The organism is Nesterenkonia sp. K-15-9-6, assembly GCF_052656005.1.
Window position 1 is genome coordinate 50565 of record NZ_JBQYEY010000024.1, and the last position, 377, is coordinate 50941.

1 protein-coding gene is annotated in these 377 nt (G+C 57.6%); it reads right to left on the reverse strand.

All coding sequences use genetic code 11. The annotated features are described in order from the left end of the window. On the reverse strand, positions 1-377 hold a 377-nt coding region (locus SD455_RS13540), incomplete at both ends, for a hypothetical protein (protein WP_445508430.1).

The following is a 377-nucleotide window of genomic DNA, read 5'->3' on the forward strand; positions in this document are numbered from 1 at the left end:
TCGTCGGAGTCATCGTCCTCGTCGGAGTCATCGTCCTCGTCGGAGTCATCGTCCTCGTCGGAGTCATCGTCCTCGTCAGAGTCATCGTCCTCGTCAGAGTCCTCGTCCTCGTCAGAGTCATCGTCCTCGTCAGAGTCCTCGTCCTCGTCAGAGTCCTCGTCCTCGTCAGAGTCCTCGTCCTCGTCAGAGTCATCGTCCTCGTCAGAGTCATCGTCCTCGTCAGAGTCATCGTCCTCGTCAGAGTCATCGTCCTCGTCAGAGTCATCGTCCTCGTCAGAGTCATCGTCCTCGTCAGAGTCATCGTCCTCGTCAGAGTCATCGTCCTCGTCAGAGTCATCGTCCTCGTCAGAGTCATCGTCCTCGTCAGAGTCATCGTC